The organism is Streptomyces sp. AC550_RSS872, from assembly GCF_019049285.1.
GTDB lineage: Bacteria > Actinomycetota > Actinomycetes > Streptomycetales > Streptomycetaceae > Streptomyces.
The window spans coordinates 34,899-49,142 of sequence record NZ_JAGMUL010000002.1 but is presented as its reverse complement, the minus strand read 5'-3'; the positions used below and the strand labels follow the sequence as shown (position 1 = coordinate 49,142).

Annotated in this window: 10 protein-coding genes; 3 read left to right on the top strand and 7 right to left on the bottom strand. The window is 71.1% G+C overall.

Features of this window, described 5'->3' with window-relative positions; all coding sequences use genetic code 11:
- Positions 1-25: 25 nt before the first annotated feature.
- The 4 genes from KUM44_RS00295 to KUM44_RS00280 all read right to left on the bottom strand — a co-directional run bounded on the left by KUM44_RS00295 (position 26) and on the right by KUM44_RS00280 (position 4,062).
- On the bottom strand, positions 26-1,519 hold the full coding sequence (locus tag KUM44_RS00295) for a serine/threonine-protein kinase (RefSeq protein WP_302185938.1): 1,494 nt from the start codon (positions 1,517-1,519) through the stop codon (positions 26-28).
- Between the two features lie 38 nt (positions 1,520-1,557).
- Positions 1,558-2,277, bottom strand: a complete 720-nt coding sequence (locus KUM44_RS00290) for a hypothetical protein (protein ID WP_308402436.1) — start codon at positions 2,275-2,277, stop codon at positions 1,558-1,560.
- 178 nt (positions 2,278-2,455) lie between these two features.
- Positions 2,456-3,199, bottom strand: coding sequence for a GNAT family N-acetyltransferase (locus KUM44_RS00285; protein ID WP_217205278.1), 744 nt, complete (start codon positions 3,197-3,199; stop codon positions 2,456-2,458).
- Between the two features lie 86 nt (positions 3,200-3,285).
- A complete protein-coding gene (locus KUM44_RS00280) occupies positions 3,286-4,062 on the bottom strand; it encodes an HNH endonuclease family protein (RefSeq protein WP_254388834.1) in 777 nt (258 codons plus the stop codon).
- A 204-nt stretch (positions 4,063-4,266) separates the two neighbouring features.
- Here KUM44_RS00280 and KUM44_RS00275 point away from each other — a divergent pair, with 204 nt between their 5' ends.
- Both KUM44_RS00275 and KUM44_RS00270 read left to right on the top strand, forming a co-directional pair.
- Positions 4,267-4,452, top strand: a complete 186-nt coding sequence (locus KUM44_RS00275; RefSeq protein ID WP_217205274.1) for an Rv0909 family putative TA system antitoxin — start codon at positions 4,267-4,269, stop codon at positions 4,450-4,452.
- A 139-nt stretch (positions 4,453-4,591) separates the two neighbouring features.
- The gene (locus KUM44_RS00270; protein WP_217205270.1) at positions 4,592-5,032 is read left to right on the top strand and encodes an SgcJ/EcaC family oxidoreductase; all 441 of its coding nucleotides are present in this window, start codon (positions 4,592-4,594) and stop codon (positions 5,030-5,032) included.
- A gap of 6 nt (positions 5,033-5,038) precedes the next feature.
- On the opposite strand, the gene mfd is transcribed toward KUM44_RS00270, so the two are convergent.
- Positions 5,039-8,569 (bottom strand): transcription-repair coupling factor, encoded by a 3,531-nt coding sequence (gene mfd, locus KUM44_RS00265; RefSeq protein ID WP_217205264.1) that lies wholly within the window; start codon positions 8,567-8,569, stop codon positions 5,039-5,041.
- Positions 8,570-8,931: 362 nt separating this feature from the next.
- Between mfd and KUM44_RS00260 the strand changes: the two genes are divergently transcribed.
- On the top strand, positions 8,932-10,386 hold the full coding sequence (locus tag KUM44_RS00260) for a DUF2079 domain-containing protein (protein ID WP_217205262.1): 1,455 nt from the start codon (positions 8,932-8,934) through the stop codon (positions 10,384-10,386).
- Positions 10,387-10,497: 111 nt separating this feature from the next.
- Here KUM44_RS00260 and KUM44_RS00255 read toward each other — a convergent pair whose 3' ends face one another.
- Positions 10,498-13,068: an ABC transporter permease gene (locus tag KUM44_RS00255; protein WP_217205260.1), complete on the bottom strand. Its 2,571-nt coding sequence runs from the start codon at positions 13,066-13,068 to the stop codon at positions 10,498-10,500.
- Positions 13,065-13,853, bottom strand: coding sequence for an ABC transporter ATP-binding protein (locus KUM44_RS00250; RefSeq protein ID WP_217205258.1), 789 nt, complete (start codon positions 13,851-13,853; stop codon positions 13,065-13,067). Before KUM44_RS00250 ends, KUM44_RS00255 begins: the two co-directional genes overlap by 4 nt.
- Between the last annotated feature and the right edge of the window lie 391 nt (positions 13,854-14,244).

Below are 14,244 nucleotides of genomic sequence, written 5' to 3'. Positions count from 1 at the left end.
CCGGTGCCTGTCCGGCAGGCACCTCCTAGCCGCGCACCTGCCCCAGCCACTGGAGCGTCCGCCGCACCTCTCCGGCGAGCGGATGGCCCGGGCCGTGCAGTCGCTCCACGTCGAGCAGCAGGCGGGCCAGGGTGTCGTGGGCGGCGGGACGGTCGCCGAGGGCGAGCAGGAGGTGGCCGATACGGCGGCGGACGTCGTGGGCGAGCTGGGGGTCGCCGGAGACGTACTGGTTCTCGTAGTACGGCAGCAGCGCGCGGTACTCGGCGAGCGCGGCCGCCGGTTCGCCGAGCTGTTCCAGGCACTGGGCCGCGTCGAAGCGGAAGCGCAGGGACTGGGGGTCGGCCTGGCCTGCCTCGGCGGCGCGTTCGTCGGCGAGGCGGCGCAGTTCGGGCAGTGCGCGCCGGTACTGGCCGTCGTCCATGAGGGTGGCCGCGTACTGCTTGCGCAGGGTGCGGACCACCGGGGAGTGCTCGCCGTGCTGTTCGGCGGCGGCCGGGAGGATCGCGCCGAGGATGTCGACGGCCTGGGTGATGCGGCCCTCGCCGAGCAGCCGCTTGACCTCGTCGACGGCGCGCGCGACGTCCGGCTTCTCGGCGGCGGGCGGCACGGGTGTGGCCGGGGCGGGCTGGGGCGCGGGGGTGCGGGCGCGGTCCGGCCAGGGCGCGTGCGGGCGCAGGAAGGGGCGGGTGGGGTCCAGCGGCGAGCCGGTGGGCGTCCCGCGCGCGGGCAGGAGCGGCTCCAGGTCCTCGTACACCTCCTGCGCGGAGGCGGGGCGGTGCTGCGGGTCCTTCGTCAGCAGCCGCAGGACCAGGGCTTCGAGTGCCTCGGGGACCTCGGAGCGGATACGGCGCACGGGCAGCGGCGGCTCGTACAGATGCCGGTGCAGCACGCCGAGCGCCGTCGAGCCCGAGAACGGCACGTCGCCGCTGAGGAGTTCATGCAGCAGTACGCCGAGTGCGTACAGGTCGGTGTACGGGCCGACCGCGCCGCCCATCGCCTGCTCGGGGGCCATGTAGGCGGGCGAGCCGATGGGGGTGCCGGTGTGGGTGAGGCGGGTGGTGTCGGCGTCCATGACGGAGGCGACGCCGAGGTCAAGGACGGTGACCGTGCCGTCCTGCTTCACCATCACGTTGCGCGGCTTGAGGTCGCGGTGGACGATCGGCACGGCGTGCACGGCGCTGAGCACGGCGCACAGTTGCGCGGCGACCGCGACCGCCCACTGCCAGGGGTACGGGTCGTGCTCGGCGAGGTGGTCGGAGAGGTCGGCGCCGTCGACGTACTGCATGACGAGGAACAGCTCCTCGCCCTCACTGCCCGCGTCGTGCACCGTGACCAGCCCGGGGTGGTCGACCTGCGCAGTCACCCGGCACTCGCGCACGAACCGGCGCCGCAGCTCGTCCGCCTCCTGCCCGGCCACCTTGTCGGGACGCAGCAGCTTCACCGCCACGCGCCGGTCGAGCCGCTGGTCGTAGGCCGTCCACACCTGTCCCATGCCGCCCTGTCCGATGAGCGTGGACAGTTCATAGCGGCCGGCGACGACACGTCCTGTCGCCACGGTCACCTTCCGCCCCCGTGGTTGCCGTCCTGCCGGCCGTCGTGCCGGCGCAGGTAGTCACTGAGCTCGTCGAGCTCGGCGCGCACCTGGTCGATCCGCGCGGGCGCGGGGCGCTGCGGGGGCGGGGGTACCGGGGTGTGGGGGGCGGCGTCGCGGGGCGCCGGGGTGTTCGGTATCGGGGTCCGGGGCAGCGGGGGCGTCTGCGGTGCGGTCGTGGTGGTGTACGGCGACGGGGGTTGCGGATAGCCGTACGCCGGGGCCGTGACCGGGGGCCGCTGGGCGCCGTAGTCGGGGAAGCGGAGCTGGTGGAAGTGGCGTATGTCCGCGGAGAGGTAGTACGCGATGGCGGCCACGATGCCACCCAGGACGAGAGCGAGGCCCGTCCAGCCGCCCGCGGTGTGGATCTCGTCGCCGGGCTCGGAACCCATGAGGATCAGGCCGCCGAGCTCCACCACGATCGACGCCGCGAACAGGGCCCAGTCGAGCGCCTTGCGGGTCACGATGGCCAGGCGCAGCATCATCGTCCACGTCAGCAGGCCGAAGCTCAGCACGGAGATCACGACGAAGAACACGCGCAGGAAGACCAGCCACCCGGTGGGCGGCGGCTGCTTCACCGGCTGCGTGTAGCCGTGGCCTTGCATGGCTGCTCCCGATCGATGGCTGAAGTACGGATGGCCGAAGTGCGGTCGTGCGATGGTCGCTTCGAGCGTATAGGTCGACACCGACATACGGTCACCGGTTGTACCGAACCGTTGTCGTGCTGATCACTTCGTAAGACAGCGCAGGTCGGGCGGAGGCTCGGCTTCCGGGCGGGTACCGGTCAGGGGGCGGCCGGCCCACCGCTCAGGACTGGAAGAAGTCCGGCTGAGACCCGGCATCCCGGGGCGCGGCCGGACCGGCTCACAGCGGGTGCCGCATCCACACGTTGGGCTCGACGTACACCGCGTGATCCCGCTCCGGCTCACACCGCACCGGTGCCAGCGCGCCCGGCACCTCGATGTCACCGGCCGTGTCGAAGGGCAGTCCGGTCCAGCCGCGCCACTGCTCCAGCGAACCGGCGACGGTCATCGAGGCCGGGGCGATGGAGTCGATGGTGGCGCCGGCACGGGCGTGGACGCGCAGCCACGGGTCGTGGGGCAGGCCGTCGGGGCGTACGCGGTGGGCGTACTCCTTCATGGGGGTGTGTGGTTCGAGGTGCTTGGCGCTGGGGCGGACGGGGGCGACGACCTCGCGGAAGCCGCGGGCCCGGGCGTTGTCGCGCATCGCGGAGAGCATGCGGGCGGACAGGCCGGTGCCCTGGGCGTGCGGGGCGATGACGACGGAGATGGCGCTGACGGTGTCGGGAGGGGTACCGCGGCGCAGGTCGGCGAAGGCCCACACCAGCACCTCGTCCCAGCCCCGGGCCGGGAGCCGGCCCCGGCCTTCGGCGGCGAGGGCGAAGGGAACGCTGTAGGCGTGGGCGACGACCTCGCCCCGCTCGTCCTCGGCGAACAGCGCGTACTCCGGGAGTTCGCGGGGGATCCGGCCGTAGTGGGCGTTGCCCACGGGGTCCTGGGTCGTGAACTCGGGCCAGGTGTCCGGCATTTCCATGACCCGGTCGAGCATCTCGGGGCGCTCGGCGAGGCTCGCTACCTTCAGCTCCATACCCGCCACCGTAGGGGCGGAGCGCCCGCTCCGACCAGCGGTTTCCCGCGCACCGCCGACCGCCCTGCGCCGCGCCGCATGCCGGGTCAGCCCCCGCACTGCCCCAGCATCGTCTCCTTGTCGGCAACCGTCACCGGGAGTTCGTACTTCAGGGAGACCTGGGCGAAGCGCACCGCGTACGAGCAGCGGATCCGCTTGTTCGGGGGCAGCCAGGAGGCGGGGCCGGAGTCGCCCTTGGAGCTGTTGGTGGGGCCGTCGACCGGCATGAGGTTGAGGGGGTCGTTGGCGATGTCCTGGCGTTTGCCCTTCGGCCAGCGGGAGGCGCCCATTTGCCAGTCGTACGACAGCGGCATGACGTGGTCGATCTGCACGGTCGTGGCGCGGGACTTGGCCCAGTCGATGGTCCGGCCCGTGTACGGGTCGTGCAGGGTCATCGAGGACACGACGCAGTCCGAGCCGGAGCGGAAGCGGACGTCCTCGCCGTCGCGGCGGAGGAGGTCGTTGCGGGTGTCGCAGCCGTTGCGGGCGAACGGGATGCCACCTGGGGCCGAGTCCATCCACGCGTAGCCGAACTGGTCCCGCTCGTAGCCCGTCTTCGGGCCGCGGCCCTTGGTCGCCACCTTCTCGATGAGGGTTCGTGCCTCGGCCCGGTCGGCGTCCGAGGTGAGGGGCGCGAGTCCGGGTTTCGTGCCGTCCGGGTTGTCCAGCGGGCTCACCGCGCGGCCGGCGCCCGCGGCGGGGCCGGAGCCGGAGGGCTCGGCTCCGGCCGACGGCAGATCGACGTTCTCGCAGCCCGCCAGTACCAGCACCATGCCGAGCATCGCCGCGGCGCTCGCCGCCCAGCCCTTTCGACGCGCCACCATGCGTCCCCTCCCCTTGCCGCCCCGTTCCGCTCCGCCTCGCACAGGCGGTTTTCCCGGTTTTCCCCGGGGACACCGTCGTGCACACGGTAGCGACCCGGCGCACGGCGGCATTCAAGAGGTCCAGACCACAAATGGACCAAGCGCGCATACCTCATATCCCGGGCGTATGGTCGGTGGTGAGTCACCTCCGGAAGGAGCTCTTGGATGGGCATCTTCGACAGGTTCAAGAACCGTCACGCGCAGGACAAGGCCAGGGACATGTCCGACACCGCGGAGCGGCAGGCCAACGAGAAGACGGGCAACAAGTACGAGAGCCAGGTCGACGACGCGCAGCAGCGCATGGAGCGCGGACTCGGCATGGACCGCGACCGGCCGCCCGAGCAGCAGTAGGGGCCGCAGGAGCACGAGACCCGTCGGGCACGGTACCGACGACGCCGTCCGCGGAGACACCCCCTGCGGACGGCCTCGTGCTGCGGGCCCTGCCGGCCCGCTTGACCTCAAGTCCACTTGAGGTCACAGAGTGATCGCCATGACCACCGAAACAGCGGACAACAAGGCCGACCAGACCGACGAGGCCACTTCCGACGCGGACCTCAAGGCCATCGCCGAAGTCGTCGCCACCGTCGAACGCACCCAGCGCGCCAAGGACGCCGAAGGCTTCCTCGCCCTCTTCCACCCCGACGCCCTGTGGACGACCGGCCACGGCAAGGTCCTCATCGGCTTCGACGCCATCGCCGAGTTCACCCGTGCCGTGCTGCCCGCCGCGAGCTGGGACGGCGAGGTCACCTACGAGGTGACGCACACGCGGTTCCTGCGGCCCGACGTGGCGGCCGTCAAGGTCCGGCAGGTCTACCACTCACCGGGCGGCGACACCGACACCGAGGGCGCCCCGCTCTACGTCATGACCAAGCAGCCCGACGGACGCTGGCTGCTGCACGCCTGCCAGAACACCGAGGTACGGGCCGGCTAGGCCGGGTCACGACCCCAGGATCGACGCCAGGAACTCCCCGACCCAGCCCAGCAACTCGCGGCCGACCAGCGGCTTTCCGCCCACCTTCGCGGTCTTCGGGCGCGGCACCAGCAGCTGGTGCGCGGCCGGCTTGATGACGGTGCCCGGGTAGAGGCGCTTGACCCGCAGCTCCTGGGACTCGCGCAACTCCACCGGCGCGAAGCGGATGTTGTTGCCCTGGAGGACGATCTCGCCGACGCCGCACGCGCGGGCCAGCATCCGCAGGCCCGCCACCAGCAGGAGGTTCTCGACCGGTTCGGGCAACTTGCCGTAGCGGTCGACGAGTTCCTCGCGTACGGCCTTGATGTCCTCCTCCGTGTTGGCGGAGGCGATGGCACGGTAGGCCTGGAGGCGGAGCCGCTCGCCCGGCGCGTAGTCGTGCGGGACGTGGGCGTCGACCGGGAGCTCGATCTTGACCTCGAGCGGCGGCTCCTCCTCCACGCCGCCCTCCAGGGAGGCCCGGTAGTCAGCGACCGCCTCGCCGACCATACGGACGTACAGGTCGAAGCCGACGCCCGCGATGTGGCCGGACTGTTCGCCGCCCAGCAGGTTGCCGGCGCCGCGGATCTCCAGGTCCTTCATGGCGACGTACATGCCCGCGCCCATCTCGGTGTGCTGGGCGATGGTGGCCAGGCGCTCGTGGGCCGTCTCCGTCAGCGGCTTCTCCGGGGGGTACAGGAAGTACGCGTACCCGCGCTCGCGCCCGCGCCCGACCCGGCCGCGCAGCTGGTGCAGCTGGGACAGGCCGAAGTTGTCGCCGCGCTCCACGATCAGGGTGTTGGCGTTGGAGATGTCGATGCCGGACTCGACGATCGTGGTGGAGACGAGGACGTCGAACTTCTTCTCCCAGAAGTCGACGACCACCTGCTCCAGGGCCTGCTCGGACATCTGCCCGTGGGCTGTCGCGATGCGTGCCTCGGGGACGATCTCGCGCAGGCGCGCGGCCGCCCGGTCGATGGACTCGACCCGGTTGTGGATGTAGAAGACCTGGCCCTCGCGCAGCAGTTCGCGGCGGATCGCGGCGCCGATCTGCTTCTCCTCGTAGGGGCCGACGAAGGTCAGGACCGGGTGGCGCTCCTCGGGCGGGGTCGTGATCGTGGACATCTCGCGGATGCCCGTGACCGCCATCTCCAGGGTTCGGGGGATCGGAGTCGCGGACATGGTGAGTACGTCCACGTTCGCGCGCAGCTTCTTCAGCTGCTCCTTGTGCTCGACGCCGAAGCGCTGCTCCTCGTCGACGATGACCAGGCCCAGGTCCTTGAACTTGGTCTCCGACGAGAACAGCCGGTGCGTGCCGATCACGATGTCCACCGAGCCTTCCTTCAGGCCCTCCAGGGTCGCCTTGGCCTCGGTGTCGGTCTGGAAGCGGGACAGGGCCCGGGTGTTGACCGGGAACTGCGAGTAGCGCTCGGAGAACGTGCCGAAGTGCTGCTGGACGAGGAGGGTCGTCGGCACCAGGACGGCCACCTGCTTGCCGTCCTGCACCGCCTTGAACGCGGCCCGCACCGCGATCTCCGTCTTGCCGTAGCCGACGTCGCCGCAGATCAGGCGGTCCATCGGGACCGACTTCTCCATGTCCTCCTTGACCTCGGCGATGGTCGTCAGCTGGTCCGGCGTCTCGGCGTACGGGAAGGCGTCCTCCAGCTCGCGCTGCCAGGGGGTGTCCGAGCCGAAGGCGTGCCCGGGGGCCGCCATGCGCGCGCTGTACAGCTTGATGAGGTCGGCCGCGATCTCCTTGACGGCCTTCTTCGCGCGTGCCTTCGTCTTCGTCCAGTCGGCGCCGCCCAGGCGGTGCAGCGTGGGCGCCTCGCCGCCGACGTACTTGGTGATCTGCTCCAGCTGGTCGGTGGGGATGTAGAGGCGGTCGCCGGGCTGGCCGCGCTTGGCGGGGGCGTACTCGACGACGAGGTACTCGCGGGTGGCGCCCTGCACGGTGCGCTGCACCATCTCGATGTAGCGGCCGACGCCGTGCTGCTCGTGGACGATGTAGTCGCCCGTCTCCAGGGTGAGCGGGTCGATGGTCTTGCGGCGGCGGGCCGGCATCCGGGCGCCGTCCTTGCCGGCCGCCTTCTGCCCGGACAGGTCGGTCTCGGTCAGGACGGCCAGCTGGAGCGCGGGGTCGACGAAGCCGTAGTCGATCGAGCCGCAGGCGACGTGGACGATCGAGGGGGAGATCTCCCCGAGGTCGGTCTCCAGGCGGGCCGCCACGCCCTCGCCGCCGAGCACCTCGACGGTGCGGGCCGCCGGGCCGTGGGCCTCGGTCACGAAGACCGTGCGCCAGCCGTCGGCGAGCCAGCCCTTGGTGTCGGCCAGGGCCTTCGCGGTGTCACCGCGGTACGACTCGGGGGCGTGCATGCCGAGCTTGAGGGTGTCCGCGTCGAGCGTCTCGTCGGCCGCGAAGGGCGAGACCGACCACCACATCATCTCCAGCTCGCGGGCGCGGTCGCGGACGTCCGCGATGGACCACAGGGAGGCCGCGCCGACGTCGATGGGCGCCTCGCCGCCGCCGGCCGTGGCGGCCCAGGACGCCTGGAGGAACTCCTGCGAGGTGGCCACGAGGTCGGCGGCACGCGTGCGTACCCGCTCCGGGTCGCATACGACGGCCATGGCGCCCTTGGGCAGGACGTCGAGGAGCAACTCCATGTCGTCGACGAGGACGGGGGCGAGGGACTCCATGCCCTCCACCGCGATGCCCTCGGCGATCTTGCCGAGCAGTTCGCCGAGCTCCGGGTGCTCCTCGGCGAGGGCACGCGCGCGTGCGCGTACGTCGTCGGTGAGGAGGAGTTCACGGCAGGGCGGGGCCCACAGGCCGTGCTCGGCGACTTCGAGGGAGCGCTGGTCGGCGACCTTGAAGTAGCGGATCTCCTCTACGTCGTCGCCCCAGAACTCGATGCGCAGGGGGTGTTCCTCGGTGGGCGGGAAGACGTCGAGGATGCCGCCTCGCACGGCGAACTCGCCGCGCTTCTCGACGAGCTCCACGCGCGCGTAGGCGGCCGCTGCGAGGGCCTCGACGATCTCGTTGAGGTCGGCGGTCTGGCCGGTCCTCAGGGCCACCGGTTCCAGGTCGCCGAGGCCCTTGACCTGCGGCTGGAGGACCGAGCGGACGGGGGCCACGACGACGGAGACCGGGCCTGTCTCGGGGTCGTCGGGGCGGGGGTGTGCCAGGCGGCGCAGGACGGCGAGGCGGCGGCCGACGGTGTCGCTGCGGGGGCTGAGGCGCTCGTGCGGGAGGGTCTCCCAGGACGGGTACTCCGCGACGCCCTCCGAGGGGAGGAGCGAGCGAAGGGCTGCCGCCAGGTCCTCGGCCTCGCGGCCCGTCGCCGTCACCGCGAGGACCGGGCGGTCGGTCTCGCGGGCGAGGGCGGCGATCGCGAAGGGGCGCGCCGCCGGGGGGCCGACGAGGTCGACGTGCATGCGGTTGCCGTCTGCGGCCGCCGTGATCGCTTCCGCGAGGGCGGTGTCCTTGACTACGGCGTCGAGCAGACCGTGCAGGCTCATGGAGGGGGCGCTTCCGTCCGGGGGTGGGCAACACGAAGGGCCCGACGCGGGTGGCAGGCCGGGGGCTTCCAGCGTACGTCGCTGCGCGGTCGGGTGCCGGGGGCTGTGGATAACGTCCGTTTCTGTGATGACGGGCGTTGACGTGGTCGTGAAGGGGCTCCGCCCCTTCCACCCCGCTGGGGCTGCCGCCCCAGACCCCGCAGTCGACCCGAAAGGCCTCGTCCTCAAACGCCGGACAGGCTGAAAATGCCTGGGCCGACGCCGAAAACGGCAGTGCCTCGTCCTCGAACGCCGGACCGGCTGAGAGTGCCTGAACGGAACCGGAAGGTGGCCCCGCACACCGCACCACGTAAGGTCCCCCCATGCCCACCCGCGCCACCTCCGCGACGCCGAACACATCCTCGGGCCCCCACATACCGGCGCCCGCCACGGGACCGGAGGGACACGCTCAGCCCGGTCCCGGGTGGCGTGAGCCCTGGCTGCTGGCCGTCGCGCTCTTCGTCGGCTATGCGATCGTCTCCGTCGGCCGGTACCGGCATCTGGGGCAGCGGTCGTGGGATCTGGGGATATTCGAGCAGGTCGTCCGGGCATACGCCCATCTGCAAGCGCCGATCGCCGACCTGAAGGGCCCCGGGTTCAACATCCTCGGCGATCACTTCAGCCCGGTGACCGTCCTCCTCGCGCCGCTGTACCGGGTGTTCCCCTCCCCCGTCACCCTTCTCGTCGCGCAGGCCGCGCTGTTCGCGCTGTCCGCCGTCCCGGTCGCCCGTGCCGCGGCCCGGCTGCTCGGGCGGGGGCGGGGGCTTGCGATCGGGGTGGCGTACGGGCTGTCGTGGGGGCTTCAGCAGGCCGTCGACTTCGACTTCCACGAGATCTGCTTCGCCGTACCGCTCATCGCGTTCAGCCTTGAGGCGCTGCTGGCGCGGCGTTGGCGTGGGGCTCTGCTGTGGGCAATTCCTCTCGTCCTCGTGAAGGAGGACCTGGGGATGACCGTCGCGGCCGTCGCCGTGGTCGTCGCCCTGCGGGCCCGTCACGACTCCGCGCGGGCGGCGCGGTACGCGATGGGCGTCGCCGTGTTCGGCGTGGTGGCCGTCGCGGTCACGCTGCTGCTGGTCATCCCGAGCTTCAACAGTGCCGGAACCTACGACTACTGGAACAAGGTGAGCGAGTCGGGCGGCGGCGGCCCCTTCGACGGTCTCGACACCAAGCTCCGTACGGTCGGCTGGCTGCTCATCCCCACCACCGGGCTGCTCGCGATCCGCTCGCCGCTGCTGCTGATCGCGCTGCCCACCGTCGGCTGGCGCTTCGCCTCCTCGTACGAGCAGTACTGGGGTACCGACTGGCACTACAGCGCCGTCCTCATGCCGATCGTGACCCTCGCGCTCGTCGACGCCCTCGACACCGCACGGCACAGCACGCGCGCGTGGCTGCGGTCGTACGTGGAGCACCTGCCCGCCGCCGTCGCGGCCGCCTCGGTCGCGCTGACCACCTCGCTGCCGCTCGCCGCGCTGACCGAGAGCGAGATCTATCGCAAGCCCGCGCGCGTGACGGCCGTCGAGCGGCTCCTCGCCCAGGTTCCCGACGACGCCTCCGTCGAGGCGAACATCGCTCCGATCAGCCGGCTCACCTCCCGCTGCCGGGTCTTCTGGATCAGCGACACGCGCGGCATCGATCCGGACTTCATCGCCCTCGACAACTCCCGCAAGCGCTACAGCGATGTCGAGGCCTACGCCCGGGACCTGCACCCCGACGCCCGCTACATCGTCACGGGCACCGCCTACGGCGTCGTACTCCTGGAGCGGCAGGCCGCCGGGTGAGGTGAGCACGGCGCGGGCCCGGTCCGGGAGGCGGAACCTCCTGCGGACCGGGCCCGTCCCCCGCAACCCCCGTATGCGGTGGCTACTCGGTGGCTCCTCGGTGCTCGTCGGCTATTCGGTCGCGATGGCGTTCAGTACGTTCATCCGGCCCGCCCTGAAGGCCGGCACCAGTGCCGCGAACAGGCCCACGAAGGCCGAGCCGATGAAGACGCCGATGATCGTCGGCCACGGGATGTCGAGGACGTTCAGACCCTCCAGAGCGAGCAGCTTCTGCGCCGTCGCACCCCAGCCCATGCCGAGTCCGAGGCCCAGCAGGGCGCCGAACAGGGCGATCACCACCGACTCCATGCGGATCATGCGGCGCAGCTGGCGGCGGGAGAGGCCGATGGCACGCATCAGGCCGATCTCGCGGGTGCGTTCCACCACCGACAGGGCCAGGGTGTTCACCACGCCGAGGACGGCGACGATGATCGCCAGGGCGAGCAGGCCGTAGACCATGTTCAGGAGCTGGCCGACCTGGTCCTTCAGCTCCTGCTTGTAGTCGGTCTGGTCACGGACCTGGTACTGCGGGTAGCCGTCCAGGGACTTCTTCAGGGCCGCGTACGCCGCCTCCTCCTGACCGTCCTTCGCCTTGGCGAACATGATCACGTTCTGCGGGATCCGGTCGGCGGGGAGGTACTTCCGCAGCGTCTCGATACTCGTGTAGCGAGCGCCCTGGTCGATGGAGGTGTCGTCGTCCGTGATGGCCGCGACCTTCAGCTTCGCCGTCTCGCCGCCCTTGAAGGCGACGGCGATGGTGTCGCCGACGCGCACGCCGTGCTTCTTGGCGTAGTCGGAGCCGACCGACATGGCGTCCTTGCCGTAGGCGGCGGAGAGCGTGCCCTGCGTGGTCGTGCGGCGCAGGTCCTCGGCGTACGTCGGGTCGGCGGCGGTGATGCCGCTGTCGTCGGTCTTGCCGTCCGGCGAGGTCAGGGTGGCGTCGACGTCCTTGTAGCGGGTGACGTGGGCCAGGCCCGGCGTCCGCTCCATGGCCTTCTCGACCTGCGGCACGATCTCCTGCTGCTGGGCCATGACGATGAAGTCGGCGCCCACCGACTTGTCGAGTTCGCTCGTCGCGGAGGTGACCATCGAGGAGCCGACCACCGAGAGGCAGGCCACCAGGGCGAGGCCGATCATCAGGGCGGCGCCCGTGGCGCCGGTACGGCGCGGGTTGCGCAGGGCGTTGCGCTCGGCCATGCGGCCGACGGGGCCGAAGGCGCGCAGCAGGACCGCGCTGATCACCCGGACCACGCCGCCCGCGAGCAGCGGGCCGATGACCACGAAGCCGATCAGGGTCAGCACCACGCCGCCGCCCAGCATCAGCGCGCCGTCGCTCGCCTTGTCGGCCGTGGCGGCCGCGAACAGGGCGAAGGTGCCGGCTCCGGTGAGGACGAGTCCGATCAGACCGCGGATCCAGCCGGCCTTGATGTCGGCCGGGGTTCCGGCGTCGCGCAGGGCGGCCATCGGGGAGACCTTGCCGGCGCGGCGGGCGGGTAGGTAGGCGGCGAGGACGGTGACGACCACGCCGAGGATCAGGCCGACGACCGGGGTCGTCACCTTCACCGTCAGGTCGTCGGTGGAGAGGTTCATGCCGGCCATCGACATCAGCTTCATCAGGCCGACGGCGATGCCGACACCGGCGCCCACACCGAGGACGGATCCGACGAGGCCGAGCAGCAGCGCCTCCACCAGCACCGACCGGTTGACCTGTCGGCGGGAGGAGCCGATGGCCCGCATGAGGCCGATCTCGCGGGTGCGCTGGGCGACCAACATCGAGAAGGTGTTGATGATCAGGAAGATGCCCACCAGGAACGCGATCCCGGCGAAGCCGAGCATGGCGTACTTGATGATGTCCATGAACTCACCGACGTCCTTGCGGTTCTCGTCGGCGTTCTCCTTGGCCGTCTGGATCTTGTACGTGCCGTTCAGGGACTTGGCGATGTCCTGCTTGAGCTGGGTGTCGCTCACGCCGTCCGCCGCGGTGACGGCGACCTGGGTGAAGCGGCCGGTGGCGCCGAGCAGGGTGCGCTGGGCGGTGGCGGTGTCGAAGTAGACGACGGCCGCGCCGGGGTTGGTGACCTTCCAGGAGGCGATGCCGACGATCCGCGCGCGTATGTCGCCAGTGGCGGCGATGGTGCGCAGTTCGTCGCCGAGCTTCAGGTCGTGCTTGTCGGCGGTGTCCGCGTCGACCATGACCTCGGTGGGCCCGCGCGGGGCGTGCCCGGAGGTGATCTCCATGGACTTCAGGTCGTTCCTGGTCCAGTTGCCGGCGACGGTGGGCGCGCCGGTGGAGGAACCCATGTTCTCGTTCTCGGAGTTGACGACGGTCACGCTCATCGAGGCGACCGCGCCCTCCGCACGCTGGACGCCGTCGACGGCCGCGACCTGCTCGACGGTGGAGGCGGGCAGCGAGACCGGGCGGCCCGTGCCGCCGCCGTCGTCCTCGTCCTCGGCCGTCTTCGGGCTGACGGTGACGTCGGAGGCGGAGACGGCGAAGAGCTTGTCGAAGGTGGTGTTCATGGTGTCGGTGAACACGAGCGTGCCGCTCACGAAGGCCACCGACAGCAGGACGGCCACGGCCGACAGGGCCATGCGTCCCTTGTGCGCGAAGAAGTTGCGCAGGGAGGTCTTCAGGACGGTCATGACGTACGCCCCCGCGCGTCGAAGTCCTTCATGCGGTCCAGGACGGCGTCGGCGGTGGGCTTGTACATCTCGTCGACGATGCGCCCGTCGGCGAGGTACAGCACCCGGTCCGCGTACGAGGCGGCGACCGGGTCGTGGGTGACCATCACGATGGTCTGCCCGAGTTCGTCGACCGAGCGGCGCAGGAAGCCCAGTACCTCGGCGCCCGCGCGCGAGTCGAGGTTTCCGGTCGGCTCGTCACCGAAGATGATCTCGGGCCGGGCGGCGAGGGCGCGGGCCACGGCGACGCGCTGCTGCTGGCCGCCGGAGAGCTGGGTGGGCCGGTGCCTGAGCCGGTCGGACAGGCCGACGGTGTCGACGACGCGGCCGAGCCAGGCCTTGTCGGGCTTGCGGCCGGCGATGTCCATGGGAAGCGTGATGTTCTCCAGGGCGTTGAGCGTCGGCAGCAGGTTGAACGCCTGGAAGATGAAGCCGATCCGGTCCCGGCGCAGCTGGGTGAGCTTCTTGTCCTTCAGCCCGGTGATCTCGGTCTCGTCCAGGTGGATCTGGCCGCTGGTGACGGTGTCGAGCCCGGCGAGGCAGTGCATCAGGGTGGACTTGCCGGACCCCGAGGGGCCCATGATCGCGGTGAACTGCCCGCGAGCGATGTCCACGTCCACATGGTCGAGGGCGACGACCCGGGTCTCCCCGGACCCGTACGCCTTGACGACCTGCCGCGCCCGCGCGGCAACGGCCGTACGCCCTCCAGTGCCCCCGTGCCTGGGAATGGTCACAGCCGATGTCACGGTATGTCTCCTAAGTCGGTTATGAGTCGACGCACTGAGCCGTGTGCCGGTACGTCGATGACTGGGTACGTCGTTGAGTCTGGCGCCGGAGCAGGGTCCGGCGCGCTGGTGCCGAGCCCCGTGTTGTACGGGGGAAAACCCCACCCCCGCCGGTTCGGCCTGCCGCCCCCCAGCGGCGTAAAGCCAGATTAAGGACGACCCCCCGGGCGTCTCGTCCTCCGGCGGTACCAACCCTCCCCGACACCTAGTACGGAGGTACCCCTAGGGGCTCTCCACCCTTCGGTGGAGCGCGCGTCGGGGTTGCCTCCACCCTGCGGTCCATCAAGGCTCCACCCTCCCGCGACGTCAGGGTCAAGTGGGAAGCTGGTCGGCGCAGGTAGGTGCAAGGGGA

Coding starts and splice junctions, on each gene's coding strand:
- KUM44_RS00280 (WP_254388834.1), bottom strand. CDS start 4,062: ATGGTGGCGCGTCGAAAGGGCTGGGCGGCGAGCGCCGCGGCGATGCTC.
- KUM44_RS00270 (WP_217205270.1), top strand. CDS start 4,592: ATGACCACCGAAACAGCGGACAACAAGGCCGACCAGACCGACGAGGCC.
- KUM44_RS00255 (WP_217205260.1), bottom strand. CDS start 13,068: ATGACCGTCCTGAAGACCTCCCTGCGCAACTTCTTCGCGCACAAGGGA.
- mfd (WP_217205264.1), bottom strand. CDS start 8,569: ATGAGCCTGCACGGTCTGCTCGACGCCGTAGTCAAGGACACCGCCCTC.
- KUM44_RS00275 (WP_217205274.1), top strand. CDS start 4,267: ATGGGCATCTTCGACAGGTTCAAGAACCGTCACGCGCAGGACAAGGCC.
- KUM44_RS00260 (WP_217205262.1), top strand. CDS start 8,932: ATGCCCACCCGCGCCACCTCCGCGACGCCGAACACATCCTCGGGCCCC.
- KUM44_RS00285 (WP_217205278.1), bottom strand. CDS start 3,199: ATGGAGCTGAAGGTAGCGAGCCTCGCCGAGCGCCCCGAGATGCTCGAC.